General features: G+C 70.7%; 17 protein-coding genes. 6 read left to right on the forward strand and 11 right to left on the reverse strand.

Annotated elements, in window-relative coordinates:
- Window positions 1-161 precede the first annotated feature (161 nt).
- Both AB0I18_RS30640 and AB0I18_RS30645 read right to left on the reverse strand, forming a co-directional pair.
- Window positions 162-2,450 (reverse strand): MMPL family transporter, encoded by a 2,289-nt coding sequence (locus AB0I18_RS30640; RefSeq protein ID WP_363108871.1) that lies wholly within the window; start codon window positions 2,448-2,450, stop codon window positions 162-164.
- Between the two features lie 173 nt (window positions 2,451-2,623).
- Window positions 2,624-3,214 carry a TetR/AcrR family transcriptional regulator gene (locus tag AB0I18_RS30645; protein WP_363108872.1) on the reverse strand — a complete coding sequence of 197 codons (591 nt, stop codon included), beginning with the start codon at window positions 3,212-3,214 and terminating at the stop codon, window positions 2,624-2,626.
- Between the two features lie 237 nt (window positions 3,215-3,451).
- On the opposite strand from AB0I18_RS30645, the gene AB0I18_RS30650 reads away from it, so the two are divergent.
- Window positions 3,452-6,847 (forward strand): S41 family peptidase, encoded by a 3,396-nt coding sequence (locus AB0I18_RS30650; RefSeq protein ID WP_363108898.1) that lies wholly within the window; start codon window positions 3,452-3,454, stop codon window positions 6,845-6,847.
- Window positions 6,848-7,022: 175 nt separating this feature from the next.
- Here the strand turns inward: AB0I18_RS30650 and AB0I18_RS30655 are convergent, their stop codons facing one another.
- The 4 genes from AB0I18_RS30655 to AB0I18_RS30670 all read right to left on the reverse strand — a co-directional run bounded on the left by AB0I18_RS30655 (window position 7,023) and on the right by AB0I18_RS30670 (window position 10,809).
- Window positions 7,023-7,343, reverse strand: coding sequence for a hypothetical protein (locus tag AB0I18_RS30655; protein ID WP_363108873.1), 321 nt, complete (start codon window positions 7,341-7,343; stop codon window positions 7,023-7,025).
- Between the two features lie 87 nt (window positions 7,344-7,430).
- Window positions 7,431-8,315 carry an SDR family oxidoreductase gene (locus AB0I18_RS30660; protein WP_363108899.1) on the reverse strand — a complete coding sequence of 295 codons (885 nt, stop codon included), beginning with the start codon at window positions 8,313-8,315 and terminating at the stop codon, window positions 7,431-7,433.
- Window positions 8,316-8,338: 23 nt separating this feature from the next.
- A complete protein-coding gene (locus tag AB0I18_RS30665) occupies window positions 8,339-9,271 on the reverse strand; it encodes an alpha/beta hydrolase (RefSeq protein WP_363108874.1) in 933 nt (310 codons plus the stop codon).
- The gene (locus tag AB0I18_RS30670) at window positions 9,268-10,809 is read right to left on the reverse strand and encodes an NAD(P)/FAD-dependent oxidoreductase (protein ID WP_363108875.1); all 1,542 of its coding nucleotides are present in this window, start codon (window positions 10,807-10,809) and stop codon (window positions 9,268-9,270) included. The genes AB0I18_RS30665 and AB0I18_RS30670 overlap by 4 nt, the downstream gene beginning before the upstream one ends.
- Before the next feature lie 165 nt (window positions 10,810-10,974).
- Here AB0I18_RS30670 and AB0I18_RS30675 point away from each other — a divergent pair, with 165 nt between their 5' ends.
- The gene (locus tag AB0I18_RS30675; RefSeq protein WP_363108900.1) at window positions 10,975-11,604 is read left to right on the forward strand and encodes a MerR family transcriptional regulator; all 630 of its coding nucleotides are present in this window, start codon (window positions 10,975-10,977) and stop codon (window positions 11,602-11,604) included.
- Between the two features lie 164 nt (window positions 11,605-11,768).
- A complete protein-coding gene (locus tag AB0I18_RS30680) occupies window positions 11,769-11,954 on the forward strand; it encodes a hypothetical protein (RefSeq protein ID WP_363108876.1) in 186 nt (61 codons plus the stop codon).
- Between the two features lie 126 nt (window positions 11,955-12,080).
- On the opposite strand, the gene AB0I18_RS30685 is transcribed toward AB0I18_RS30680, so the two are convergent.
- Both AB0I18_RS30685 and AB0I18_RS30690 read right to left on the reverse strand, forming a co-directional pair.
- On the reverse strand, window positions 12,081-12,290 hold the full coding sequence (locus AB0I18_RS30685) for a hypothetical protein (RefSeq protein WP_363108877.1): 210 nt from the start codon (window positions 12,288-12,290) through the stop codon (window positions 12,081-12,083).
- A gap of 77 nt (window positions 12,291-12,367) precedes the next feature.
- Window positions 12,368-12,700, reverse strand: a complete 333-nt coding sequence (locus tag AB0I18_RS30690; RefSeq protein WP_363108878.1) for a hypothetical protein — start codon at window positions 12,698-12,700, stop codon at window positions 12,368-12,370.
- 166 nt (window positions 12,701-12,866) lie between these two features.
- Here AB0I18_RS30690 and AB0I18_RS30695 point away from each other — a divergent pair, with 166 nt between their 5' ends.
- The gene (locus AB0I18_RS30695; protein ID WP_363108879.1) at window positions 12,867-13,121 is read left to right on the forward strand and encodes a GntR family transcriptional regulator; all 255 of its coding nucleotides are present in this window, start codon (window positions 12,867-12,869) and stop codon (window positions 13,119-13,121) included.
- A gap of 11 nt (window positions 13,122-13,132) precedes the next feature.
- Here the strand turns inward: AB0I18_RS30695 and AB0I18_RS30700 are convergent, their stop codons facing one another.
- The gene (locus AB0I18_RS30700; RefSeq protein WP_363108880.1) at window positions 13,133-16,435 is read right to left on the reverse strand and encodes a BTAD domain-containing putative transcriptional regulator; all 3,303 of its coding nucleotides are present in this window, start codon (window positions 16,433-16,435) and stop codon (window positions 13,133-13,135) included.
- Window positions 16,436-16,714: 279 nt separating this feature from the next.
- Between AB0I18_RS30700 and AB0I18_RS30705 the strand changes: the two genes are divergently transcribed.
- Window positions 16,715-17,977 carry a hypothetical protein gene (locus AB0I18_RS30705; protein ID WP_363108881.1) on the forward strand — a complete coding sequence of 421 codons (1,263 nt, stop codon included), beginning with the start codon at window positions 16,715-16,717 and terminating at the stop codon, window positions 17,975-17,977.
- Window positions 17,974-18,501 (forward strand): hypothetical protein, encoded by a 528-nt coding sequence (locus AB0I18_RS30710; protein WP_363108882.1) that lies wholly within the window; start codon window positions 17,974-17,976, stop codon window positions 18,499-18,501. The genes AB0I18_RS30705 and AB0I18_RS30710 overlap by 4 nt, the downstream gene beginning before the upstream one ends.
- Here the strand turns inward: AB0I18_RS30710 and AB0I18_RS30715 are convergent.
- A complete protein-coding gene (locus AB0I18_RS30715; protein ID WP_363108883.1) occupies window positions 18,441-20,681 on the reverse strand; it encodes a tetratricopeptide repeat protein in 2,241 nt (746 codons plus the stop codon). The two genes, AB0I18_RS30710 and AB0I18_RS30715, sit on opposite strands and share 61 nt — an antisense overlap.
- 149 nt (window positions 20,682-20,830) lie before the next feature.
- Window positions 20,831-21,631, reverse strand: a complete 801-nt coding sequence (locus AB0I18_RS30720) for an exodeoxyribonuclease III (protein WP_363108884.1) — start codon at window positions 21,629-21,631, stop codon at window positions 20,831-20,833.
- Window positions 21,632-21,671: the final 40 nt, after the last annotated feature.

Genomic DNA, 21,671 nt, shown 5'->3' on the forward strand with positions numbered 1-21,671 from the left:
CACCGGCAGTTGACGTTCCGGACAGACCCAGCGGACCGTTGTGGAAGTGGGACTCACCTAGGCGGACACGCTCCGGCCGGTCGGTCGAGCCGTACTCACAGAAGGCCCGCCGCGCTGCGTGGAACAGCAGCACGGCGGGCCTTCTCAGGGGACGGGTGGGGTCAGGCGTGAACCAGCTCCCGGTCCTCGTCCCGGTCGCCCTTCTCGTTGTCGTCGAGTGCCCGCAGGCCCTCGCCCTCGACATCGACGTTCGGCAGTGCCCGGTCCAGCCACTTCGGCAGCCACCAGGCCTTCTCACCGAGCAGGGCCAGGACCGCCGGGACGATCGCCATGCGGACCACGAAGGCATCGAAGAAGACGGCGATCGCGAGGCCGAAGCCGATCATCTTGATCATCGCGTCGCTGGCGCCGATGAAGCCGCCGAAGACGGCCATCATGATGATCGCGGCGGCGACCACGACCCGGGCGCTGTGCCGGAAGCCGGTCACGATGGCCTGGCTCGGCGACTCGCCGTGGACGTACGCCTCCCGCATGCGGGTCACGAGGAACACCTCGTAGTCCATCGCGAGACCGAAGACCACGCCCACCATGAAGATCGGCATCATCGACATGATCGGGCCGGTCTCCTCGACGCCGATCAGACCGGCGAGCCAGCCCCACTGGAAGACCGCGACCACGGCACCGAGCGCGGCGAGCACGCTCAGCAGGAAGCCGAGGGCCGCCTTCAGCGGGACCAGGATGGAGCGGAAGACCAGGATGAGGAGGAGGAAGGCGAGGCCTACCACCAGCGCCAGATACGGGACCAGCGCGTCGTTGAGCTTCTGCGAGAAGTCGATGTTCATCGCGGTGGTGCCGGTGACCAGCACCTCCGCACCCGTGTCGGCCTTGACGTCGGCGCCCTGGTCACGGATGGCGTGCACCAGGTCCTCGGTCTGCGTCGAGGACGGCTTGGAGTCCGGGATCACGGTGATCGTCGCGGTGTCGCCGGCCTTGTTGAACGCGGCCGGGGTGACCGTAACGACGTCGTCGAGGTCCTTGATCCGGTCGGTCACGGCGGTGGCCGCGGCCTTGGGCTCGTCGCTGTCCTTGGCGTCGACCACGATCATCAGCGGGCCGTTGAAGCCGGGACCGAAGCCCTCGGACAGCGTGTCGTACGCCCGGCGCTGCGTGGTGGACGTCGGCTGCGAGCCGTCGTCGGGCAGGCCCAGCTCCAGCTGGCTGGCCGGGACGGCGATCACACCGAGACCGACCACGCCGAGCAGCAGCACGGCGGCCGGACGGCGGATGACAAAGCTCGCCCAGCGGGTACCCATGTTGGGCTTGGCCTGCTTCTTGGACGTGTCCGCGGACGTGGCTGCGGCCTTGCCGGACTTGCCGGCGTCGACCGGTTCCCCCTTCGCGCCTGCCGTGCCCTTCGCGCCCGTCTTGTCCTTCGCGCCCGTCGGACGGATCTTCTTGCCCGCGTACCCGAGCAGCGCCGGGATCATGGTCAGCGCGATGAGGACGGCCACCACGACCGTGCCCGCCGCCGCGAGGCCCATCTTGGTCAGCATCGGGACGTTGACGACCGCGAGGCCCGCCAGCGCGATCACGACCGTGAGGCCCGCGAAGACCACCGCCGAGCCCGCGGTGCCGGTGGCCCGGCCCGCCGCCTCTTCGCCCTCGCGGCCCTCGGCCAGCTCGGCCCGGTAGCGGGAGACGATGAACAGCGCGTAGTCGATGCCGACCGCGAGGCCGATCATCAGGGCGAGCGTGGACGTGGTGTCGCCGAGGTCGAGCGCGTTGGCGAGGGCGGTGATGGTGGAGACGCCGATGCCGACGCCGATGATCGCGGTCAGCAGCGGCAGTCCGGCCGCGACCAGCGAGCCCAGGGTGATGACGAGGACGACCGCGGCGATGGAGAGACCGATGATCTCGCCGATCGCCCCCATCTCGGCCCCGGCCTCAAGCGCGTCGCCGCCGACGTCGACGGTCAGTCCGGTAGCCCGGGCCTCGTCCCCGGCCGCCTCCAGGGCGTCCTTGGTCGTGTCGGCCAGTTCCATGCCGGGCGCGTCGTACTTCACCGACGTGTAGGCGACCGTTCCGTCCTTGCTCACGGCGTTCGTCGTGAACGGGTCGGTGACGGAGACGACCTCGGAGCCGTCGCCCAGTTCCTTGACGGTCTTCTCGACGGTCGCCTTGTTGGCGGCATCCGTCATCTTCTCGCCGTCCGGCGCCTTGAAGACGATGCGGCCGGTCGCTCCGTCGGCGCTGGCGCCGGGGAAACGCTGCTCCAGCAGGTCGAAGGCCTTCTGCGCCTCGGTGCCGGGGATCGAGAAGGAGGTGGTCCCGGGGGCGGGTGCGCTGGCCGCGCCCACGCCCGCGAGGGTCAGCAGGGCCACCCATATCAGGACGGCGAAGTGCCGTCGCCGAAAGGCGAGTCGGCCGAGTTTGTAGAGGAACGTGGCCACGAAGGCGTACTCCCGGTCAGGTCGGTGATGACATCGGGTCGGTGATGGCATCAGGGCAGGGGTCATCAGCCCGACGACGTGAGCGGTCGCGTCAGGTGGAACTGGGGACTTGCTGGGGAGGGCCCTCGAAGGGGTTGTCGAGGAAGGGGAGCAGGGGAGGGTGCGGGTACGGATCAGGCGCTGAGGGCGGGGAGGATCACAGCGTCGATGTACGAGCGGAGGAACTCCTGCGTCGGCGGCTGATCGTCGATCATCGTGCGAGCCGCGAAGCCGCCGATCATCATGTGCAGCACGTAGTCGATCGCCGGGTTGTCCGGACGGACCTCACCCCGGGCGACACCGCGCTGCACCACCTGGCGGATGTCTTCCATCTCCGGCTCGATGAGCAGCTCCCGGAACGCCCGCAGGAGATCCGGGTTCGCGTGGATCGCCACGGACACGCCCCGCATCAGCGCGGAGTTCTGCTCCATGTCGCAGTCGTCCTGGCGGAGCACCACCGCATGCATGTCGCCGCGCAGGGACCCGGTGTCGATATCCGCGGTACTGCCCGGCTTCATGTGCCGCATGGCCTTCACGACCAGCTCGGGCTTGCCGCCCCACTGGCGGTAGAGGGTGGCCTTGCTGGACCGGGTGCGGGCGGCGACGGCGTCCATGGTCAGGGCGTCGTATCCGACCTCCCGGAGCAGGTCGAGCACGGCGCCGTACAACTCGGCCTCGCGCTCGGGCGTGATCCGACTGCGACGCGCCGTTGCTGCCTCAGCCATCCCACTCACCTTCCACTGCTCCACCGCTCCGGCTCCGGTACTCCGGCTCCGAAAGAAACGTTCTCGTACGCCTATGAAGGTACCGCATCCCTCTACGAAACGAAACCGTTTCGTACGTGTCTTGGGTCACGACTTCCACGAGTTGCCGGGCCCCGCCCCCCGTAAAAGCATGGGCAGGTGAGCGACGAGTACGAGAACGCGACCGGAGAGACCGGACACACCGGAGAGACCGGCGGCATCGGAGGCACCGGCTCCGCCGCCTATCTGCGTTTCCCGCACCTCAGCGGCGACCGCCTCTGCTTCGCGGCCGAGGACGACCTCTGGGTGGCCCCGCTGGACGGCGCGGGCCGCGCCTGGCGGCTCACCGTCGACCGTACGAAGGTGAGCCACCCGCGCTTCTCGCCCGACGGGCGGCACATCGCGTACACGACCTGGCGCAGTCTCGTGCCGGAGATCCATCTGGCGCCGGTGGACGGCGGCCCGGCCCGGCGGCTCACCTACTGGGGGAACGCCGACACCCAGGTCTGCGGCTGGTCGCCCCCCGACAAGAACGGAAACCACGACGTCCTCGCCGTCGCCTCGCACGGCCAGCCCTTCTCCTACTTCACCTGGGCCTACAGCGTGCCGGTCGACGGCGACCCCGGCCGCAAGCTCCCCTGGGGCCCGGTCTCCGACATCGCGATCGCCGATCTCGACGGGGAGCGCAGGACGCTGCTGCTCACCGGCACGCCCCCGCACGAGCCCGCCGCCTGGAAGCGCTACCGGGGCGGCGCCACCGGCCGGCTCTGGCTGCACGGGCAGCGCATCCTGGCCGACCTCGACGGGCACCTGGACTCACCGATGTTCGTCGGCGGCCGGATCGCCTTCCTCTGCGACCACGAGGGCATCGGCAACCTCTACTCCTGCCTGCACGACGGCTCCGACCTGCGCCGCCACACCGACCACGACACCTTCTACGCCCGGCACGCGTCGAGCGACGGCACCCGGGTCGTCTACCAGTGCGCGGGCGACCTGTGGATCGTCGACGACCTGACCGCGGACCCGTCGGACTCACCGCCCCGCCGCCTTGACGTACGCCTGGGCGGGCCACGCGCGGGACGCCGTACGTACCAGGTGCCGGCCGCGCAGCACATCGACGGGATCTCGGTGGACGAGACGGGCCGGGCGAGCGCCGTCGTCGTACGCGGCAGCCTGTACTGGCTCACGCACCGCGACGGCCCGGCGCGCACGATCGCGGACACCCCGGGCGTACGCGTCCGGCTCCCGGAGATGCTCGGCTCGGGCGGCCAGGTGGCGTACGTGACGGACGCGGAGGGCGAGGACGCCGTCGAGATCGCGTACCTGCCGCGCGCGACCGGCGAACGCGAGCCGCGGCGGATGGCCTCCGGCGAACTGGGCCGCGTACTGGAACTCGTCTCCGACCCGCAGGGCGAGCGGCTGGCCATCGCGTCGCACGACGGGCGGCTGCTGCTGATAGACGCCACCGAGGAGGCGCAGGGAGCAGAGGGGTCGGAGAGGCCGGAAGGGTCGGAGGGAGCGGAGACGCCGGAAGGGCCAGAAGGAGCGAAGGGGTCGAAGGGCGAGGTCACCGAGCTGATCCGGTCCATCAACGGGCCGGTGCGCGACCTCGCCTTCTCGCCCGACGGCGCCTGGCTGACCTGGTCGCACCCCGGCATCGGCCGCACCCTCCGCCAGATCAAGATGGCCCGGATCCGGGGCCCGGGGGCACGTACGGTCGTCGACGTCACCAACGGGCGCTTCGAGGACGAGAACCCGGTCTTCACCAGGGACGGCCGGTTCCTCGCCTTCCTCTCCTGGCGGGGCTTCGACCCGGTGTACGACGTGCACACCGGCGACCTGTCCTTCCCACTGGGCTGCCGTCCGTACCTCGTGCCCCTGTCCTCCGCGACCCCGTCCCCCTTCGCGCTGAACCCCGAGGGGCGCCCGGCGGCAGGCGGTCTTGACCCGGTCGAGGACGACACGGGCGACGGTGACGGCACGGTGACGACCGTCGAGATCGAGGGCCTGGAGAGCCGCGTGACCCCCTTCCCGGTCACGGCCTCCAAGTACTCGGCGCTGTACCCGGTGGCGGGCGGCGGTCTGGTCTGGCTGCGCTGGCCCATCTCCGGCGCGCTCGGGGAGACCTTCGCCAACCCCGATGACACGTCCGGCCGTCCGACCCTCGAATACTTCAACATCACCAAGGCGAAGAAGTCCGAACTCGTCGACCACCTGGACTGGTTCGCGCTGAGCGGCGACGGCAGCAGGCTCGTGGTCGTGGACGAGGGCGACCTGCGCGCCGTCCCCTCCACCGAGTCCGGCGACAGCGACACGACCGTCTGGATCGACCTGCGCCGCATCCTGCACGAGGTCGACCCGCCCGCCGAGTGGCGCCAGGCGTACGCCGAGGCGGGCCGCCTCATCCGCGCCTACTTCTGGGCGCCCGACATGTGCGGCGTCGACTGGGACGGGATCCTGGACCAGTACCGCCCACTCGTCGAACGGGTCGCGTCCCCCGACGAGTTCGCGGACCTGCTCCGCGAGGTCCTGGGCGAATTGGGCACCTCACACGCGTACGTCACCGCCGCGCGCCGCAACGAGGGGCCGCCGCACTACCAGCGCGCGCAGGGCCTGCTGGGCGCCAACTTCGTGCGCCGGTGCGGCGGTTGGGTGGTGAAGCGCATCCTCCCCGGCGACTCCTCCGACTCCAAGGCACGCTCCCCGCTGGCCGGTACGGGAATCCGCCCGGGAGCGGTGCTCACCCAGGTGGACGGCCGCCCGGTGGACCCGGTCACCGGTCCGTACCCGCTGCTCGCGGGCGCGGGCGGTACGACGGTGGAGCTGACGTTCACCCCGGCGGAGACGGAGGTGTTGGCAGGAGCGGCGGCGGGCGAGAGGCGCTCGCGCCGGGTGGCGGTGGTCCCGCTGATCGACGAACGCCCCCTGCGCTACCAGGACTGGGTGGCCAAACGCCGCGAGGTCGTACGCGAGTTGAGCGGCGGCCGCTGCGGCTACCTCCACATCCCGGACATGGGCGGCTCCGGCTGGGCCCAGTTCAACCGCGACCTGCGGATGGAGGTGTCCCGGCCCGCCCTGATCGTCGACGTACGGGGCAACGCCGGCGGCCACATCAGCGAACTGGTCGTCGAGAAACTCACCCGTACGATCCTGGGCTGGGACCTGACCCGCAATGCCCAGCCGGTGTCGTACGCCTCCAACGCCCCGCGCGGCCCGGTGGTCGCCCTGGCCGACGAAATGACGTCGTCGGACGGCGACATGATCACGGCGGCCTTCAAACTCCTGAAGCTCGGCCCGGTCGTCGGCCAGCGCACCTGGGGCGGCGTGGTCGGCATGACCGGCCGCCACCGCCTGGGCGACGGAACGGTCATCACGGTCCCCATGAACGCGGCCTGGTTCGACGCGTACGGCTGGTCCGTCGAGAACCACGGCGTCACCCCGGACCTGGAGATCATGCGCACCCCCCTCGACTGGGCAGAGGGCCGCCACGCCCAACTGAACGACGCGGTCACCCTGGCCCTGACCCTCCTCACCACCAACCCAGCGGCCACCCCACCGACCTACGACCACACCCCAGACAGATCCCGCCCCAAACTGCCCCCGCGCCACCTCTAAAACCCGCCGCCCCGAAATGCGTACCCGCAGGGGAGCATTTCAGGGGCGCGGGGAACTGCGCGCCCAGCCACAACCAACCCGCAGCGAACACCCAACAGCCCGCCCCCAAACACAAACGTGGGGTGCCCTCAAAAAACAAGGGCACCCCACGCTCGTAGGCCGAAGCCAAGGACAACTAGACGTCGTAGTCCTGGTCGAACCGGTCCTGCTGCTCCTGCGCGGAGCGTTCGGTCTCGTCCGGAGTCTGCCGCCCTCGCTCGGACTCCTCGGGGCGCCGCTGCCCCTTCTGACCCTGCTCACGCTGACCCGGCTGACCCGGCTGACCCGGTCGGCCGGGCTCGCGCTGACCACCCTGCTCACGCTCACGCTCGTGCTCACGCCGCGGCGGCTGCTGCGACCCGCGCTCGCTCATGTCGTCCTGCCCCTGGCCGCCACGCTTCTGCGCCTTGTCCTTGAGCTCGTTGGCCTTGTCCTTGAACTGGTCCTGCATGCCCATGAGATTCACTCCCGTTTGTGTATGAGGGGATCGGGCCTCGACCAGACTTACACGCACGGACAAAGCACGCATTTCGATCAGTTACGGTCAGTGACGCTCAGTACTCCGTGCCAGCTCATCGGCGGTTCCACCGGCTCCGACAAGCCCAGTCCCGACCTTCCCCAGCCGCGGCTCGAACCTCCGCATCTCCCGCTGCCCGACCGCCCCGACGATCCCCGGCAGATATCCCCGTACGCCCTGCATCCCCCGCAGCCACCACTGCCCGTACACATGGCCGGCCCGCCGCTCGATCCCGGCGACGAGCCGGTCGACGGCCGGCCCCAGCGGGTACGTCTTGTTGGCCGGCCACGGCAACCGCTGCCGCAACTCCCGCATGACGTCGTCCTGATCGGCCCCGCGCACCATGTCGGTGTCGGTCCACGACAGATACCCGACCCCGACGCGTACGCCCTTGTACCCGACCTCGGCGCGCAGGCTGTGCGCGTACGCCTCCACGCCCGACTTGGACGCGCAGTAGGCGCTCATCATCGGCGCGGGCGTGATCGCGGCGAGCGAGGCGATCTGGAGCAGATACCCGCGGCTCTCCATCAGTACGGGGAGGAAGGCCCGTGCCGTCACCGCCGATCCGATGAGGTTGACCTCGATGACCCGTCGCCAGGCCACCGGGTCGGAGTCCATGAAGGGCCCGCCGCTGGCGACACCGGCGTTGGCGACGACGATGTCGACCTTCCCGAACCGCTCCTTCACCTCCGCCGCGACCCGTGCCATGGCCTCGTGGTCGGTGACGTCGGCGTACCAGTGGCCGCTCTCGCCGTGCAGCCGCTCGGCGACCCCCTTCAGCGCGTCCTCCTCAAGACCGACGAGCGCGACCGTGGCGCCGCGGGCGGAGAGCTTGCGGGCGAGGAGTTCCCCGACGCCCCGCGCGGCCCCCGTGACGACGGCGACCTGTCCTTCCAGACCGACCCTGCTCATGCGGCTCACACGACCCATGCGACTCACGCGCCTTCCTTCAGTCCGAGCCGTACGTAGGTGGAGACGAGGTCCCGGATCTGCTGGACGACCAGCTCCGGGGCCTCCACCGGGGTCATGTGCCCGAGCCCGGCCAGTTCGGCGGAACCGACGCAGTTCGGCAGCGAGGCGACGAGGCCACGCGCGTGGATCACGGGTGTCATGCGGTCGGCGGTGCCCACGACGACCACGGTCGGCGCGGTCAACTCCCGTACGGCGTGGTCGAGATCGAGCGTGTCGAGCACCCGCGACCAGGCGTACCGCACCTCCCGCGGACAGGCGTGCACGATCCGCGAACAGGCCTCGACCATCCCCGGTGCCGAACCGGGGCCCATGGTCGCGTACTTGAGGATCCGCCGGGCGACCGGCGTGACAGGACCGAGCGGCGCCCGCGAGCCGAGGACCTTCTTGGTCAGCCAGATCCGCGTCCGCCCGGCCCGCATCGGCACCACCAGCGACTCGTCGACCAGCCGCGAACTGCCCGTACTGCACAGCAGCACGCCGGCCGCGTGCTCCCGGAACCCGGCCCGCCCGGCCGCCGCCATCAGCGTCATCCCGCCCATGGAGTGCCCGGCCAGGACGGCCTTCTCACCGGGCGCGAGGGTGGCCGCCAGCACCGCCTCCAGATCGTCGGCGAGCATGTCCGCGGTGCACGCGGGGCTCGCCGGACTGCGCCCGTGCCCCCGCTGGTCGTACGCGATCACCCGGTGGTCGACGGCGAGGTCCCGGATCTGCGCCGCCCAGAAGGCGGTCGAACACGTCCACCCGTGCGCCAGCACCACGGCGGGCGCCGCCGTGTCGTCGGCGGGGCCGTGCACCTCGACGTGCAGCCGCGCCCCGTCGGCGGAGACGGCGGTCAGCTCGCGCGCGGGCACGGGCGGGGCATAGGGCCCGCTCACCACATGCATCAGTCGACTCACGCCTCCGCCTCCACTTTCCGCTTGTGTGCTGTTTCCGGTGGTACGGGTGATGCGGGTGGTGCGGGCGCCCGGAGAACGTCGTACTCCGCCAGATCCATCCGCCGGGTGGCGGCGCGGAACTCGCTCGTCGTCCCCGGCCAGATGGTCGTGTTGACGCCGTTGGCGTCGAGGTACCAGCTGGTGCAGCCGCCGGTGCTCCAGACCGTCCGCTTCATGCGTTCCTGGACCCGGTGGTTCCAGGCGTCGACCGCGCCGGGCCGCGCGTCGAAGGCGGTCCGTCCGCCGAGCACGTCCAACTGCCTCATGTAGTCGGCCAGATAGTTCAGCTGGGACTCGATCATCAGGATCATCGAGGAGTTCCCGAGGCCGGTGTTGGGGCCGATGATCGTCATCCAGTTGGGGAAGCCGGCCGCGGTCGCGCCCCGCAGCGACTTCATGCCGGACCGCCACGCCTCGGCGAGCGTCCGGCCGTCCGCGCCGACGACCCGCTCGGCGATGGGCAGGTCGGTGACGTGGAATCCCGTACCGAAGACGATCGCGTCGACCTCGGCCTCGCTCCCGTCGGCGGCGACGACGGTGGACCCGCGGACCTCGCGCAGCCCGCTCGCGACGACGTCCACATTGGGCCGGGCGAGGGCCGGGTAGTACTCGCTGGACAGCAGGATCCGCTTGCAGCCGATGCGGTAGGTGGGGGTCAACTTGGCCCGGAGCACAGGGTCTTTGACGGCACGGGCCATGTTCCGCTTGGCCACCTGTTCCACCAGGCCCAGCTCGTTGGGGCGCTTGGTGAACGCCTGGACCTGCAACTCCCGGATGCCCCACAGGAGTCCGCGGCGGGCCTGTGCGGTGAAGGGGAGCTGCCGGTGCAGCCACCGCTCGGGCCCGGTGATGGCCCGGTCGACGCGCGGCAGCACCCAGGGCGGCGTGCGCTGGAAGAGGGTGAGCCGGGCGACATCCGGCTGGATGGCGGGCACGATCTGGATGGCCGAGGCCCCCGTGCCGACCATCGCGACCCGCTTGCCGCGCAGGTCGTAGTCGTGGTCCCAGCGGGCCGAGTGGAAGACCTTGCCGGGGAAGGTGTCGAGCCCCGGCACATCCGGGACCTTGGGCTCGGAGAGCGGCCCGGTGGCGGAGACGACGACGTCGGCGGTGAGCGTCCCGCTGCTGGTCTCGATCTCCCAGCGGAGCCGCTCGCCGTCCCAGGTCATCATCTTGACCTCGGAGTCGAGGCGCAGGTGCGGCCGCAGCCCGAAGACGTCGGTGACGTGTTCCAGATAGGCGCGGATGTGCTCCTGCCCGGAGAACGTACGCGGCCAGTCGGGATGGGGCGCGAACGAGAACGAGTAGAGGTGGGACGGCACATCGCAGGCGCACCCGGGATAGCTGTTGTCCCGCCAGGTCCCGCCCACACTGCCGGCCCGCTCCAGCACGACGAAGTCGGTCACGCCCTCCCGGCGCAACCGCACGGCGGCTCCTAGCCCGCCGAATCCGGAACCGATCACCGCCACCCGCACATGCTCGTGCTCGTGCTCGGTCATCCCGACGCCTCCATGCCTCGTACGACTCCGCTCAATGCCGCCAGTGAACACTGGCGCAATGGGGAGAGTAGGGCAGCTGCATACCGAGCGGTAGGGGTCTGGGGAAGGAAAGTTACCGGCGGTACAACATAGGCTGCCCAGGTGGCGGACAAGCGGGAGTACAGGATGGAGGAGCTGGCCGGGGAGGCCGGCATCACCGTGCGCACACTGCGCTTCTACCGTGAGCGCAAGCTGATCCCGCCACCTCGCCGCGAGGGCCGGATCGCCTGGTACGACGACGACCACCTGGCCCGCCTGCGCACGATCGCCGCGCTCCTGGAGCGCGGACACACCCTGAGCGGGATCGCCGAACTCGCCGAGGCCTTCGAACACGGCCGCGACGTCGGCGAGTTGCTCGGCCTCGGCGCGCCCACCGAGGAGACCCCGGTCCGCCTCTCCCCCGAGGAACTGGCCGACGCGTTCGCGGGCCAGGCGACCCCGGAGAACTTCGCCGCGGCCCTCGATCTCGGCTACCTCGCCACGGACGGCACCGACCTCATCCACATCAGCCGCCGCCTCCTCGACACGTCGGCGGCACTGGTCCGCGAGGGCATCCCGCTCGCGGATGTCCTCGCCGCGGCGAGGCGCATCCGCGAACACGCGGACGCCCTGGCCGAGTTGTTCACCGACCTGGCCCTGAAGCAGGGCCACTCGACGGACGACCTCCAACGGCTGCGCCCCCTGGCGAAGAGCGTGGTGGAGGCGGAGCTTTCGATGGCGATGGATCGCAGGCTGGGGCAACTGAGGGGCGAATGAAGCACACAGAACCAGCACAACACCTTGGAAATCCCCTCACTTTCACCCTTTCGAGTGATCAATGGAAAGGGGGTGCGAAACGCCCGCCCCACACGCATAGGTTCATCACACCAGTCACCCCGACTGGGTCCTCAAAGAAGCTCGATGCATGGAGAAAGCCGAACTTGAAGTACATATCAGTCGTCCTCGCGTCCACGGCCGTTCTCCTCGCCGTGGCCACGATGCCGGCGTCAGCCGCCGACGAGCAGCACGTAACGGCGACCAACAGCCAGCACCTGACACAGGCCGCCGCCGCCGACCAAGTGATGTGGTCCAGCAGGCAGGTACGGCCCCAGCAGGTGATGTGGTGACACAGGTGACGAACCACTGAGGATCAGCATGCGGCGACCGGGGTTCCCCTTTTCGCATGTGGGGTCCACCGGTCGCCAGCCCTTCGAGGGGTAATGGGCATACACCCACGCCTCAGGTGCGCGCCGTCACAGCCGTTCCCCCCTCGACCGGGCGTTGAGCCGAGCGATCCCCGCGCTCAGCGCCTCGCCCGCGGCGACCGGCCGGAGATCCTCCGGCCTGGCGTCCCATTCGACGCCACCACCGACCGGCCGCAACTGCACGTAGAGGCCGACGAACCCCATCACCTTCCCCACCTTCTTGTTCCTGGTGTCCTCGATGACGTCTCCGAGACGCATTGCTACTGCTTCGGGCCCTACGGCATCCGGGTCACTCGACGTGCTCATCGACTCGGGAAACGGGTCGGAGCAGCCCATCACGCCACCCACTCGGCACCGACCACGTACGGGTCCAGATCAATGCCGAAGTCGGCCGCGAGCACCAGCGCGATCCGACGACGGTACTGCCACACCTGCTCCCGCTCGCAGGCCACGACATAGGGGCGGACCAGAGTGGTAGCACCGCCGTCGAGCGGCACATCGCACCCGTACGGGGAGCGCCGGACCGGAGGCCACGGCGCTCCCGCACGAGGGACCTCGGACCTGCACGCGAGAGCCGGTTCCACGGCACGGGAGATGGCTCGGCGCTTGCCGGTGCCGGGCCAGAACGCGCCCAGCACCCATCGCAGGAATACGTGAATAATGCTCACTGCCATCAGCTCCTCTATAGCTGGTTGCCAGGCCCCCGGACGGTCGCACCCGTCGCGGGGGCCTCCTCGCTTCACTTACGGTAAAGGTCCTGTACACACCTGTCTATAGCCAGGAGCTCATAGGAGCATCTATGTTGGGATGTCACTTGGTGCGTACAGTCCGGACGTGATCGAGTTCGACCCAACCAGGCCCAAGTGGTCGCAGATCGCCGACGTCCTCCGCGCGAGGATCACGAGCGGCGAGTATCAGCCTCGAACGCTGATCTCCGAAGTGCAGCTGGAGGAGGAGTTCGGCGTAGCGCGTACGACCGTCCGCAAGGCGACCGCCGCCCTGCGCGAAGAAGGCCTGATCACCACGACACCCGGCATGGGATCGTTCGTGGCCGATCAACCGCCCCAACGCGACAGGCCAGTTGACTGAACTGTTGTGGTTCAGGAGCCAGTGGCTCCCCAACTGGCGAGTAGGCGGCGCAGTTCCTCTGCCTCTATGGCCACACCGAGTCTCTGATAGAGCGCCAGCGCGCGCTCGGCGAATGGTCGGGCCGAGTCGATTCCCCGCACGTGAAGGTGCGTTCGGGCCAGTCCGGCCAGCGCATGTGCCGTGCCGAGAGGGAAGCCGAACTTCTCCGCGATCTCCAGTGCACTCCCGTACGTCTCCAGTGCGACGCCCAGCTGTCCCAACGTGCGCTGCGTGTCGGCGATACCCACAAGTGCGCGCTGACGCTCGTACTGGTTGTCAATCCGCCGGGAGACCCTGTCCGCCGTGCTGAAGTGACGCAGGGCCTCGTCCATCCGCCCGGACTCCGCACAGGCCGCGCCAAGACTGTTCAGGGCATTCACTTCGCCGACGGCGTCTCCACTGGCTCGGTGACTGGCGAGCGCACGTCGAAAGCAGACCAGCGCCAGTTCTGGCCTGCCGGTGACCCGATGGACGGTGCCGAGGTTGGTATCGAGTATGGCCAGTTCCTGGCGCCCGCCGAAGCGGCGTGCCAGAGCCAGGGACTGCTCGTAATGGCTGCGGGCCTCGTCGTAGAGCCCTTCGGCGAAGTAGATCTCGCCCATGTTGTTCAGGGCCTTCACCTGGCCGTGCGCATCCCGGAGATCCCGGTGGATCTCCAGCATGGCCCGGAACCGATTCATCGCTCTGGCGTACTCGGCTCCGAAGATCAGAGCGGCTCCCTGCACATTGAGGCTCTCGGCCACCCCGTAGCTGTCACCGACCTGTTCGTAGAGCGCGTAAGCCCGGTCCAGTTCGCGTAAGGACATCTCGCCTCGTCCCGCCGCGAGATGGGCTCGGCCGATCTCGAAGAGAGCATCGGCACGACCGTGCACATCATCGAGTTCCTCGAACAGGGACAGCGCCTCAGAAGCACAGTGCAGTGCCTCACCGTGGTTCTCCTGGGCCAGTACGTCCGCTCGCTCCACCAGGGTCTGGGCCAGTGCCTGATAGTCGTCCCCGAGGCGGAGGACAGCCAGAGCAGCGCCGTGGAATTCGGCCGTAAGATCCCGGGCGCCCCACAGCTTGAGCGCATAGGCCAGCACATGGGGAAAGAGCGCGGCGAAGTCCGGAAAGTCGGCCGCGGCCGTTCGGGCCACAGCCAGCAGGTTCGCACGCTCCAGCGTGAGCCAGGCCGATGCCGCGTCGACCGCTTCCCATTCGGCCTCGGGTTCGGTACCGGTGAAGTCCGGCGCGTAGGGAGACGAGTACTCCAGGCCGATGGGCCGCCTGCGGCGACGCGGATGCGCGAGCCGGTCGGCTCGGTCGGCGGCCGTGACGTAGTAGGACATCAGGCGGCGGAGCGCTCCGTCTCGTGCCGGTTGCGGGTCCTCGCTGCGGCATAACCGCCCGCCGAACGCGCGGGCCAGGTCATGAAGTTGATAGCGGTCGCGCACTGGCTCGTTGAGCAGGTGCCGGTCGAGGAGGTCGTCCGCTGCGCGGCGGACCTCATCGGTCTCGGGGCCCCCGCACAACGCGGTCGCTGCCTCCAGTGTGATGTCGGGACCGGGGTGCAGCGCCAAGTGGCGGAAGAGCAGTCGTGCGGAGGCGTCGAGATCCGTATAGGAGAGCTGAAAAGCGGCAGCGACCCGTTCGTCGAACTCGTCCAGCCGGTCACAGGCCCGCGCCAGCCGGTCGGCGACGTACTCCAGGTCCCAGGTGTCCCGGTGCCGGAACCGGCTCGCGAGCAACTGGACCGTCAGCGGATGACAGCCGCACAACTCCACGACGCGTCGCAGGACGGCGGTGTCGGAGACTCGCGCCGCTCCCGCGATCCGGGCGAAGAGCGAGGCCGCCTCGGACACCGACAGTACGTCCAGCGGGAGAGACGTGGCGCCGTCGAGGCCGGCGAGCCGATTGCGACTGGCCACGATCGCGTGGCATTCCGGCGAGCCGGGCAGCAGCGGCCGTACCTGCTCGGCGTCGCGCGCGTTGTCGAGCACCACAAGAACGCGGTGGTGGGCGGTCCACTCCCGCCAGCGCGCGGTCCGTTCGTCGAGGGTCTCGGGGAGCGGATCGGCCACGCCGATGGTGTGCAGCAGGAAGGCGAGGGCGTCGGCCGGTTCGTACGGCGGCTGGTCGCTGTAGCCCCGTAGATCGACGTAGAACTGACCCGCAGGGTAGCGCGATCGCATCCGATGTGCGGCGTGGATGATCAGCGCCGACTTGCCGACGCCGGGCATGCCGTGCACGACCGTGAGGGGAAGGCCGGTCCCGTTTCCGCCGGGGACGGAATCGGTCTCGGCGAGCAGGGCGTCCAGCTCGCTCCCGCGCCCCGTGAAGTCCCTGGTGTCACGCGGCAGGCTGCTTCCCGCGGGCTCCGTGGGCCCCACGGCCGGGGCGGCTTCCAGTCGGCCCGGGTCGCGTAACTCGCCGTCGGCTCCCGGACCTCGTACGGAGGAGTGCACGGAGGAGTCCTCGCCGGGGCCGGTGCGGACCGACGCGGCGCCCGTCGCCTGACCGCGCGGGGCCGGCTCCCGCAGGCCGGGCTCCTGCCGGAGAATGCGGTGCTGCAGTTCCCGGAGGTCCGCCCCGGGATCGATGCCCAGCTCGTCGGCCAGGCGTACGCGGGTGTCCCGGTACAGGGCCAGGGCCTCGCCGTCGCGGCCGGACCGGTAGAGGGCCAGCATCAGGGCGGCGACGGCCTGTTGAGCGAGCGGGTTCAGGGAGACGAGTTCGTGGAGTTCGCCGACCAGGTCGGCGTGCCGGCCCAACTCCAGTTCCAGACGGATGCGTTCCTCCCGTACCCGGCGGTGGTCCTCGGTCAGCCGGGCGCGGGCGGAGGCGGCCCAGGCCCCGGTGAACTCCGCGAACGGCTCCCCGCGCCACAGGCATTCGGCGGTGTGCAGCAGCCCGACGGCGTACTCGGTGTCACCCCGCCCGGCCGCCGCCCGGGCCTGCCCGCGCAGCCGCTGCAGACGTACGAAGTCGACGTCGTCCTCGTGCTCGACGCGCAGCCGGTAGCGGCGCGGCGACGGGCGGTCGATCCGCGCCTCGTCGCCGACGGCCCGGCGGAGTCTTGTGCGCAGCCGGGACAGGTAAGTGTGCAGTGTTTCCACGGGAGTTGCGGGTACATCGTCGTCGTCCCAGACACGTTCGACGAGCGTGTCCACGGAGACCGGGTCGCCCCGCGCATACAACAGGACCGCCAGTACCCGCCGCTCTTTCAGAGATCCGAGCGCGTGCTGACGTCCCTGGTGCCACAGTTCGAGAGGCCCCAGCGCAAGGAGGTCCACCATCTCCCCCAGATGGTTCAGCCGCTTCCTGCAACTCACTGTCAGGCCAGGGCCAGAGGGACCGGAGGGAGCGATGCGGGGCGCACAGGGGCGCGAGGGGCGCACGCACACGCCGCGGACCTCGCCGCGCCCTCTCCGCGCCTTCTCGGCAGTCTCCGTCATCTCCGCCGAGCGGGGACTGCAAGGTTTCTGCAAGCCCTCCGTCCATGCGCACGGGCAGACCCGACTCGACGGCCGCGCGTCGGCCGTGTCTCAACTCGCAGAGTCAACGGGGGAGTTCGCATGAGTCTGACCCTGCCGGATGCCGACCGGCGACTGGCTGTGCCCTTGCGTCTGGACGTCGAGCGCTGGGCCACTTTCCGGATACGCAAGAAGGTGCTCGCCGTGGTGCACACGGTGACCTCGGCGCGGCGGCTGCTGGAGGCGGTCCGGTTGCTGGAGGGCGATCCGCGGATCCAGGTGGTGTTCACGATGGCCGTCGACGTGTTCAACGACGGCGTGGACACGTTCCTGGAGAACACCAGGGCTCTCGTGGTGCCCTGGACGCAGGCCGTGCACACCCGGTTCGACCTGGCGCTGGCCGCCAGCTACGGGGGCCTGCACGAACTGCACGTCCCGGTGATCGTGCTCCCGCACGGAGCCTCGTACAACAAGCGCGTCTCCGTGCCCCGCGACCACCGCGAGCGGTCCCTGGCGGTGCGCGAGGTCTACGGGCTGGGCCGCCAGTGGCTGGTCCGGGACGGCGTGGTCGTCCCCTCGGCGATCGTGCTGGCGCACGAGGAGGACCGGGAGCGGCTCGGCCGGGAGTGCCCCGAGGCGCTGCCCGTGGCGGAGGTGGTCGGGGACCCCTGCTACGACCGGGTCGCGGCGAGCCTGCCCTCCCGGGCGCTGTACCGGGAGGCACTGCGTGCCGGGCCCCGCCAGGATCTGGTGCTCGTCTGCTCCACCTGGGGCCCCGACTCGCTGCTCGGGCAGCAGTGGGACCTGCTGGAGCGGCTGGCCGCCGAGTTGCCCCGGGAGGAGTTCCGCATCGTGGTCATGCTGCACTCCCACGTCTGGAACGCCCACAGCGAGTGGCACATCCGCAGCGCCTTCGCCCGGCTGAGCCGCTCCGGCGTCAGCGTGGTCGGCCAGCACGCGGAGTGGTGCGGTGCGGTCGTCGCCGCCGACTACCTGGTGAGCGACCACGGTTCCGTGTCGCTGTACGGGGCGATGACCGGCGCGCGCATCCTGACGGCCGGTTCCCCGGACACCGAGCTCGACCCCGGGTCGCCGATGGCCGAACTGCGCTCCCTGGCACCCCGCATCCGTACCGACCGCCCGCTGCGCAGGCAACTGCGGCAGAGCTCCGCCGCGTACCGCTCGAACCAGTACGCGCGGGTCGCGGCCCGGCTCAGCTCGGAGCCGGGCCGGTTCGCCCGCAGGATGCGCGCGCTCCTCTACCGCAGGCTCCACCTGCGCCCGCCGGCCGCGCCGCTCGCACCGGAGCGGGCGGGACTGCCGGTGACCGTGCGCTTCGACGAGCCGGAGGGCGCCGGGTCATGAGTCCAGCCGGCGCCGCGTTCATGCGGGCCTGTACGAGTGCCTTCACGAGTGTGCGCACGACTGCCGTCGAAGGCACGGGTGCCTTGGACGAGCGGACGCACGTGCCCCTGGCCCGACACGTGCAGGACGTTCGGGTCGCGCTGGCACTCCCGGGCCGCGAACATCCGTTCGTGGACCGGCATCTGCGGGTCGGGCTTCCGGCGCCGAGTCCCTGGCCACGGCTCGCCGACGTACTGGTGGCGCCTCTGGAGCCGTTGGAGCAGCTGGAATCGGACACGGTCGACGCGCTGGCCGCCGAGCATCCGGGCGCCGCGGTGGTGGCCGTGCACCGCTCGACCCGGGTGTGCCTCCTGCGGCTCGGCCCGTACGGCTCCGACGCCGTACTGCTGACGCTGACCGCACGGCATGCCGCCCTGCACCCCTGGCAGACATGGGCTTCGCTGGCCCACGCCTGGCTGGTCGCTCAGGCGGAGGCTCCGGAGGTTCCGGAGCCTCCGCCCTCGTCGAGCGGCCGCAGCCGCTGACGTACGCCCTCGGCCGGGCCCGGTCGGTTCACCCCGACATAGAGGTTCAGTGCTTCCCGGTACCGCTCCCGGGCGAGATCTCGCTGCCCGCGCAGTTCGGCGACCTCGCCCAGGGACTCCAGCGCCCGGGCCGTCTCGTAGTGGGCGGCCACCTCGCGCAGCACGGCCAGCGAGGCGGCGAGCCAGCTCTCCGCCTCGTCGGGCCGGCCGCTGCCGAGGCAGACCCGGCCGAGCAGGGTGGCCGCACGCGCGGCGTTGTAGGAGTCGTCGACCTCCAGCAGCGTCGTGCGCGCGGCGGCGGCGCCCTCGGCGGCCTGCGCCAGCCGGTCGCGGGCGAAGTCGACGTCGGCCGCGTTGAGCCGGGCGAGCCCGCCGGCCCGGAGGTCGCCGCAGCGGGGCAGGGCCGCGGCCGCCCGCGCGAACAGCCCGGCCGCCTCGTCCAGTTGACCCATGCGCTGGTGGGCGAGGCCGCGATAGTTCAGCGTACGGGCGTGTCCCAGCTCGTCCCCGTCGGCCGAGAAGAGCCGGGCCGCCTCCTCGAACATCTCCAGAGCGCGGCCGTGATCACCCCTGCCCAACTCACCCTGGCCGCCGGAGGTGAGCATCCGGCACTCGGCCTGCCTGTCGCCCAACTCCCTTGCGGCGGCGAGCCCTTCGGCATGTGAGGTGTGCCAGTGGTCGTAGTGCTTGCGCCGCAGGAAGAAGGGGCCCATGGCGTCGGCGAGCTGCCAGCCGACCTCCGGCGCCCCCGTCGTCCTGGCCCGCTGTATGACCGCCATCAGGTTGGGCAGCTCCCGCTCCGTCCAGTCCAGCGCGGCCCGGGTGTCGTCACCGAAGTCCTCGGCGCTCGCCGGTTCCTGTCCGGGACCGGCTCCTGGCCCGAAGGAACGTTCCCGTAAAGGGTGTTGGGGATCGATGGTGACCTCGGCCCGGGTGGCGGTGGCCAGATAGTGGTCGGCGATACGACGGAACGCGGCCGCCCGCTCCTGCGAGGACTCGTCCTCCACGGCCTTCCCGGCGGCGTGCAGCCGTACGAGATCGTGGAAGCGGTAGCGGTCCTCACCGACGTCGATCAGCAGATTGGCATCGTGGAGGACGTCGAGCAGTTCCTCCGAATCGGCCCCCGCGCCACCGTCGCCGTCACGACCGGCCCCGGCGCCAGGGCCGGCGGCACCGGGACCCGCACCCGCGCCCGCCAGCACCGCCCCCGCCGCCCCGCTCCCGAACTCCGTCCCCGGATGCACACCGAGCAGCCGGTAGAGCCGGGCCGCGCCTTCGGGCAGCCCCTGGTACGACAGGTCCAGCGCGGCGCGTACCCCGTGGTCGCCGTCGATGGCGAGCGCGTCCAGCCGCCCCCGCTCGGCGGCGAGGGCCCGGACCATGGTGGTGATCCGCCGGTGCGGCCGGGCCGCGAGCCGGGCTCCGGCGACCCGCACCGCGAGGGGCAGCCCGGCGCAGAGTCCGACGAGGGCACGGGCGTCCTCGGGCTGGGTGGCCACCCTGTCGTCGGCGAGGGTGACAGCCAGCAACTCGACGGCCGCTTCCGGGGCGAGCGGTTCGAGATGTACCTGGTAACCGCCTTCGAGGGCCAGCCCGGCCATCCGCCGGCGGCTGGTCACCAGAGTGACGTTCGGCCCGCCCGGCAGCAGCGGCCGTACCTGGGCCGCGGTCGCCGCGTCGTCGAGCAACACCACCATCCGGCGGTCCGAGGTCAGCGAGCGGTACAGCGCGGCCCGGTCCACGATGCTGTCCGGCACCTGCTGCGGCGACACACCCAGTCCGCGCAGGAAGCTGCTCAGCACCTGGGCCGGATCGGCGGGACCGGTCGGCGCCTGCGCGCCCAGGTCCGCGTACAACTGGCCGCCGGGGAAGTCCGGGCGCAGCCGGTGCAGCCAGGCCAGCGCCAGCGCGGTCTTGCCCACGCCGCCCAGGCCGCTCACCGAGGCGAGGGCGGGATGGTCCTGCTGCGCGGCGAGGGCCCGGTGCCGTTCCAGGCGTGCCAGCTCAGCGGTGCGGTCGGTGAGCCGGACGGCGGGCGGAAGCTGCCACACCTTCTGGGGTTCGGGGTCCGGGGCATCGGTGCGGATGTTGATGTCGCCGTGCACGATCGCGGCCTGCACGCTGGGGCCGTGTACGACGCCGCTCACCTCGTTGTGGCCGCTCGGCTCCTGCCCCCGCACTCGTCCCCCACCCCCGACAGGTAAGCACCGTCTCCTGGAGATGAGTATTTCCGCGCGGGCACACCACAACCGGTATCGCGCGCACTACCGCCCCCGGAGCCTGTGACCTTCGTCGCCCACGCCCGCCACTCCGCCGGGAATCACCTGGGTCACTCGTACACGACGGTCACCGGCGCGTGGTCCGACCACCGCTCTTCATGCGTCGCCGCCCGCTCGACGATCCCCTTGACCGCCTTGGCCGCGAGCCCGGGCGTGGAGACCTGATAGTCGATCCTCCATCCGGTGTCGTTGTCGAAAGCCCGCCCCCGGTACGACCACCACGTGTACGGCCCCTCGACATCCGGATGCAGACCGCGTACGACATCGACGTACCCGCCCTCCGCCTCGTCGAAGACGCGGTCGAGCCACTCCCGCTCCTCCGGCAGGAACCCGGAGCTCTTCTGGTTGCCCCGCCAGTTCTTGAGGTCGGCCCGCTGGTGGGCGATGTTCCAGTCGCCGCACACCACGACCTCGCGCCCGTCGGCGGCGGCCCGCTCGCGCAGCCCCTTCAGGTGGGCGAGGAACTCCCCCATGAACCGGATCTTCTCGTCCTGCCGCTCGGTCCCGACCTCGCCGGAGGGCAGATAGAGGCTGGCGACGGTGACGCCGGGCAGGTCGGCCTCCACGTACCGCCCGCTGCCGTCGAACTCGGCGGACCCGAACCCGACCTGCACGCGGTCGGGTTCGCGGCGCGTGTAGAGGGAGACACCGGCGCGCCCCTTGGCGGCGGCGGGCGCGTGCACGACATGCCACCCCTCGGGCTGCCGTACGCCCTCCGGAAGCTGCTGGGGCTCGGCGCGCACCTCCTGGAGGCACAGCACGTCAGCGGACGTGTCCGCCAGCCACTCCACGAAGCCCTTCTTGGCGGCGGCCCGCAGTCCGTTCACATTCACAGTGGTCAGAGTCAGCACCCGGGCACGATACCGGCACACTGGACGGGCACACCGCGGG

Source organism: Streptomyces sp. NPDC050704 (assembly GCF_040654355.1).
Classification (GTDB): domain Bacteria; phylum Actinomycetota; class Actinomycetes; order Streptomycetales; family Streptomycetaceae; genus Streptomyces.

Bases quoted from the DNA above. Each gene is read 5' to 3' on its own strand.
- AB0I18_RS30705 (WP_363108881.1), top strand. From the start codon at position 16,715: ATGAGTCTGACCCTGCCGGATGCCGACCGGCGACTGGCTGTGCCCTTG.
- AB0I18_RS30675 (WP_363108900.1), top strand. From the start codon at position 10,975: ATGGAGGAGCTGGCCGGGGAGGCCGGCATCACCGTGCGCACACTGCGC.
- AB0I18_RS30645 (WP_363108872.1), bottom strand. From the start codon at position 3,214: ATGGCTGAGGCAGCAACGGCGCGTCGCAGTCGGATCACGCCCGAGCGC.
- AB0I18_RS30670 (WP_363108875.1), bottom strand. From the start codon at position 10,809: ATGACCGAGCACGAGCACGAGCATGTGCGGGTGGCGGTGATCGGTTCC.
- AB0I18_RS30710 (WP_363108882.1), top strand. From the start codon at position 17,974: ATGAGTCCAGCCGGCGCCGCGTTCATGCGGGCCTGTACGAGTGCCTTC.
- AB0I18_RS30660 (WP_363108899.1), bottom strand. From the start codon at position 8,315: ATGAGCAGGGTCGGTCTGGAAGGACAGGTCGCCGTCGTCACGGGGGCC.
- AB0I18_RS30655 (WP_363108873.1), bottom strand. From the start codon at position 7,343: ATGGGCATGCAGGACCAGTTCAAGGACAAGGCCAACGAGCTCAAGGAC.
- AB0I18_RS30685 (WP_363108877.1), bottom strand. From the start codon at position 12,290: ATGCGTCTCGGAGACGTCATCGAGGACACCAGGAACAAGAAGGTGGGG.
- AB0I18_RS30700 (WP_363108880.1), bottom strand. From the start codon at position 16,435: ATGGTGGACCTCCTTGCGCTGGGGCCTCTCGAACTGTGGCACCAGGGA.